The organism is Halanaerobium sp. (assembly GCF_003070835.1).
In genome coordinates, this window is the sequence record NZ_QBLR01000269.1 from 1 (window position 1) to 4,692 (window position 4,692).

6 protein-coding genes are annotated in these 4,692 nt (G+C 32.1%); all 6 read left to right on the forward strand.

The window, feature by feature from the left end; all coding sequences use genetic code 11:
• A partial coding sequence (locus CI949_RS17055; RefSeq protein WP_290768562.1) for a EutN/CcmL family microcompartment protein occupies window positions 1-249 on the forward strand: 249 nt, incomplete at its 5' end.
• Between the two features lie 12 nt (window positions 250-261).
• On the forward strand, window positions 262-834 hold the full coding sequence (locus CI949_RS17060; protein ID WP_290768565.1) for a cob(I)yrinic acid a,c-diamide adenosyltransferase: 573 nt from the start codon (window positions 262-264) through the stop codon (window positions 832-834).
• Entirely contained in the window at window positions 824-1,240 is a 417-nt protein-coding gene (locus CI949_RS17065) for a heme-binding protein (RefSeq protein ID WP_290768568.1), read from the forward strand. The genes CI949_RS17060 and CI949_RS17065 overlap by 11 nt, the downstream gene beginning before the upstream one ends.
• Window positions 1,241-1,262: 22 nt before the next feature.
• Complete coding sequence (locus CI949_RS17070) at window positions 1,263-2,666, forward strand: aldehyde dehydrogenase family protein (protein ID WP_290768571.1); 1,404 nt, start codon at window positions 1,263-1,265, stop codon at window positions 2,664-2,666.
• Between the two features lie 32 nt (window positions 2,667-2,698).
• Entirely contained in the window at window positions 2,699-4,030 is a 1,332-nt protein-coding gene (locus CI949_RS17075) for a 4Fe-4S dicluster domain-containing protein (protein ID WP_133505779.1), read from the forward strand.
• Window positions 4,027-4,575: a BMC domain-containing protein gene (locus CI949_RS17080; RefSeq protein WP_133505780.1), complete on the forward strand. Its 549-nt coding sequence runs from the start codon at window positions 4,027-4,029 to the stop codon at window positions 4,573-4,575. The genes CI949_RS17075 and CI949_RS17080 overlap by 4 nt, the downstream gene beginning before the upstream one ends.
• Window positions 4,576-4,692 lie beyond the last annotated feature (117 nt).

Sequence of the window (4,692 nt, forward strand, 5' to 3'; positions counted from 1 at the left end):
GTTGTTGCAACCCAGAAGGATGAGTCTTTAAGGGGTTCTAAATTACTTGTTATAAAACCGCTTTTTGGAAAACCCAAAAAAGAAGATTGCTTAGTTGCAATTGATATTGTTGGTGCAGGAGTTGGGGAAAGAGTTTTAGTTGCGAAGGGAAGTGCTGCACGTAAAGTTGATCAGTTTTCTGATAGCCCAATTGATATGGCTATAGTTGGTATTATTGATGATATAGAGTTGGACGAAAGTGAGTTTTAGGGAGGTGTAAAAATGTCGATAGCAACTAAACGGGGAGACAAGGGTAATACCAGCCTTTTAAGTGGAGAAAGAATAAAAAAGTCTGATCCACAGGTTGAAGCATATGGAGCTGTCGATGAATTAAATTCATATCTCGGTTTAATTCGTTCTAAGATCAAATATTCCGATTTTAAAAAAATTATTTATCAAGTTCAAAAAGATCTATTTACAGTCGCAGCAGAATTGGCTTCTCTTTCTAAAAAGCCGAAAGAACAAATTAGAGAGTCTAAATTAAATTATATCGAAGAAAAGTTAGATTTATATCAAGCCAAACTTGACTTTAATGGATTTACAGTACCTGGAGAAAGTGAAATAGGAAGTTTGTTTGATATAAGTAGAACCATATGTCGGAAAGTTGAACGAAGAATGGTTGCAGCTGAAGGGAAAGACTTATTATATTCAAACACTCTAAAAAGTTATATAAATCGGCTTTCTGATTTATTGTATATCATGGCAAGAGTTTCTGATAATAGAAATTTGATTGAACAAATTACTGAGAGAGTTTTGAAAGTTTTAGCCCCAAAAGGTGATAAAAATGAAAATTAATTTAACAATAGCAGAAAATATAGCTAATAAATGTTTTGAAAAAGCAAAAAAAATTAATATTCCAATGTCAATAGCTATTATTGGTAATGATGGACAACTAGTTCACTTTAAAAGAATGGATGGTGCACTTCCAATTAGTATAGAGTTAGCACCTGCTAAAGCTTATACAGCTTATTCTTTAAGGATGACTACAGAAAAATTAAAAACTTTAACTGAACCCGGGGAAATGTTGTATGGTCTTGATACAAGTTGTGAGAATATAGTTATTTTTGGTGGAGGTATACCAATAAAATTTAATAATGAAGTGATCGGAGCAATTGGTGTTAGTGGTGGTAGTGTTCAGGAAGATATAAAAGTAGCTGAATTTGGAGTCGATTTTTTTGTAAATAGATATACAACTAATTGATTTAAGCAAAGGGGGAAGAAAATTGGAAATAAAAAAAGACGAGTTAAACAATATTGTAAATCAAGTAATTAGTTCATTAAATAAGCAGAAAGATAAAAATATTAATCTTAAACAAAAAAATAACGGTATATTTTCTAATATGGATGATGCAATCTCAGCAGCTGTCAAAGCACAAGAGTGTCTACAGTTAAACTATTCTATTGAGGATAGAGAAAAAATTATTAAATCTATGCGTGAAGCTGCCTCTAAGTATGTAGAAAAAATGTCTAAAATGACTGTAGAAGAAACTGAGATGGGGCGGGTTGAAGATAAAATAATTAAAAATAATTTAGCAATTAATAAAACGCCAGGAACAGAAGATTTAAGGACTGAAGCCTATAGTGGCAAGAAGGGTTTAACTATTGTAGAAGAAGCACCTTTTGGTGTGATCTGTGCAATAGCACCTGTAACAAATCCAACTGAAACTATTATTTCAAATGCAATTTCAATGATTGCAGCTTGTAATGGGGTCGTTTTTAATAGTCATCCAGGTGCAAAAAAAGTTTCTAAGTTTGTTATTGAAATACTAAATAAAGCAATTATAGATGCTGGAGGTCCAGAAAACTTACTAACTGCTGTAAATGAGCCTACTTTACAAACAGTTGAAAGTTGTATGAAAGATGAAAGAATTGCAATGATTGTTGCAACTGGGGGACCAGGAGTAGTAAATGCGGCTCTCTCTTCTGGGAAAAAAGCTATTGGAGCTGGAGCTGGTAATCCACCAGTTTTAGTAGATGATACTGTGGATTTAAAAAGAGTGGCAAAAGATATAATAAATGGAGCAAGTTTTGACAATAATTTACCGTGTACTTCAGAAAAAGCAATTGTGGCATTAGAAATTATAGCCGATTCTCTATTAGAGGCAATGACTGCTGAAAATGCTCAATTAGTTCATGATATAAAGGCTTTAGAGAGAGTAATATTAAATGATGATGGTTCCATTAATAAAGATTTAGTTGGTAAAGATGCATCGTATATATTAGACAAGGCAGGAGTAAAAGCTAAAAATGAAGATTTGCGTTTAGTAGTTGTAGATGTTGATTTAAAGCATCCTTTTGTTCAGAAAGAACAGTTAATGCCAGTTATTCCTCTAGTTAGAGCTAAGGATTTTAATGAGGCCATGGAAATGGGAGTCGATATTGAAGAAGGAAATCGTCATACCGCTATGATCCATTCTAAAAATGTAGATAACTTAACAAAATTTGCTAAAAAAATTGAAACAACTATTTATGTAAAAAATGCTCCTTCATATGCTGGTATTGGAGCAGGTGGAGAAGGATATGCTACTTTTACTATTGCTGGTCCTACTGGAGAAGGCTTAACATCTGCTAGAAGTTTTACACGTAAAAGAAGATGTGTATTAGTAGATGGTTTCTCAATTATATAAATTCTTAGTTGTTTATTGAGAGGAGTATTAATATGAGTTTAATTGATGATATATATAAAGCAGGAGTTGTAGGAGCTGGTGGAGCTGGTTTTCCTACTCATGTTAAATATAATTGTCAAGCCGAATATTTAATAATAAATGGTGCTGAATGTGAGCCTTTATTAATGACTGATAAATATCTTATGCGCAATTTTGCAGAAGAAATAATTGAAGCTATATATTTGGTTGCAGAAAATATTAAAGCAAAAAAAATAGTATTTGCATTAAAAAAGAAATATAAAAAAGAAATAACTTGTTTAAAAGAAATTAGTAAAAAAAAGAATTATGAAATCGAGTTTTTTTTAATGGATAGTTTTTATCCTGCCGGTGATGAACAAATTATGGTTTATGAAATAACTGGACGAACAGTACCCGAAGGTGGTATCCCAATAGATGTTGGGGCAGTTGTAACAAATGTGGGTACATTAAAGAATACTTATTTTGCTATAAAAAATAAGCCTGTCACAGATAAGTATGTTTCTGTTTTAGGTGAAGTAAATAACCCAAGTATAATTAAAGTTCCTATTGGAACTTCAGTAAAAAAATGTATAGAAATTGCTGGGGGAAGCAGCATCTCTGAATATTCAGTTATTCTTGGTGGGCCTATGATGGGTAAGAATTATGGTCAGGAAGAAGTAGGAGATGTTACTATAACTAAAAGAGATGGTGCTGTTATAGTTGTACCTAAAGATCATTTTATAATCGAAAGAAATAAACAGAGCATAGAACATATAAAAAACCAAGCTAAAGCTGCCTGTATACAATGTAGAATGTGTACAGATTTTTGTCCTCGTTTTTTAATAGGTCATGAGCTTGAGCCCCATAAAATAATGCGGGCACTTGCATATTCGGATGATGAGGAAGTATTAAAATCAGCCCAATTGTGCTGTGAATGTGGGATTTGTGAACTTTATGCTTGCCCAATGGGACTTTCTCCAAGATTAGTTAATGTTTATTATAAAAATGAAATTAGTGAAAAATATGAAAGTGAAAATGAAGATTATCAGCCAAATCTAATGCGTGATTTTAGAAAAATCCCTACTGAAAGACAGATTGCAAGAATTGACCTTTCAAAATATAAAAACCAAAAAATAAACGAAAATATAAAAGCTAATATAAACAAAGTGAAAATTAAACTTACTCAACATATAGGAGCCCCCGCAGTTAAAAAAATTGCTTTAGGAGATAAAGTTAATAAAGGAGATTTAATAGCCAAAGCTAAAGAAGATACTTTAAGTATAAATATTCATGCTTCTATCAAAGGGGAAGTAGTTTTTGCAGATGATAATGAAATAATAATTAAAAAATCAGAGGTGGTATCATGATTACTACAATTGGACTATTAGAGTTTAATTCAATAAGTCAAGGTATAAAAGTTGCAGATATAATGAAAAAAGCAGCAGATATTGATTTAATACTTGCTCAACCTACTTGTCCAGGTAAATATACCATATTAATTTCGGGAAAAGTTGGAGCAGTAAATTCATCAGTTGATTCTGGTGTAGCTGCAGGTGATCCATTTGTAGTAGATCATATGGTTATTCCAAGAATTCATAAGCAGATTTTGAGTGCTATTAATGGTACTACTGAAATTAAAAAAATTAATGCTGTGGGAGTATTAGAGTATTTTGGTATAGCTAGTGCGATTATTGGAGCTGATGCAGCTGCTAAGGCTGCTCAAGTAGATCTGATTCAGGTAAGACTTGGAACTGGATTGGGGGGGAAAGCTTATGTTAGTTTTACTGGAGATGTTAGTGCTGTTGAACAATCCTTAAAAGCAGGAGCTAGTACTGGTAAAGATTCAGGAATGTTATTTAATAGAATTATGATTTCTTCTCCAGATAAAGAAGTATTTGCAACATTATTATAGATTTGCTTTTGTATTTTAGATTATAATTTTATAAATCATAATAAGGACATTTGTCCGCCCCTAATCAAGTTCGACTAATAAAAGAGATTGATGTAATATATAGTTAAGGGGGGACAA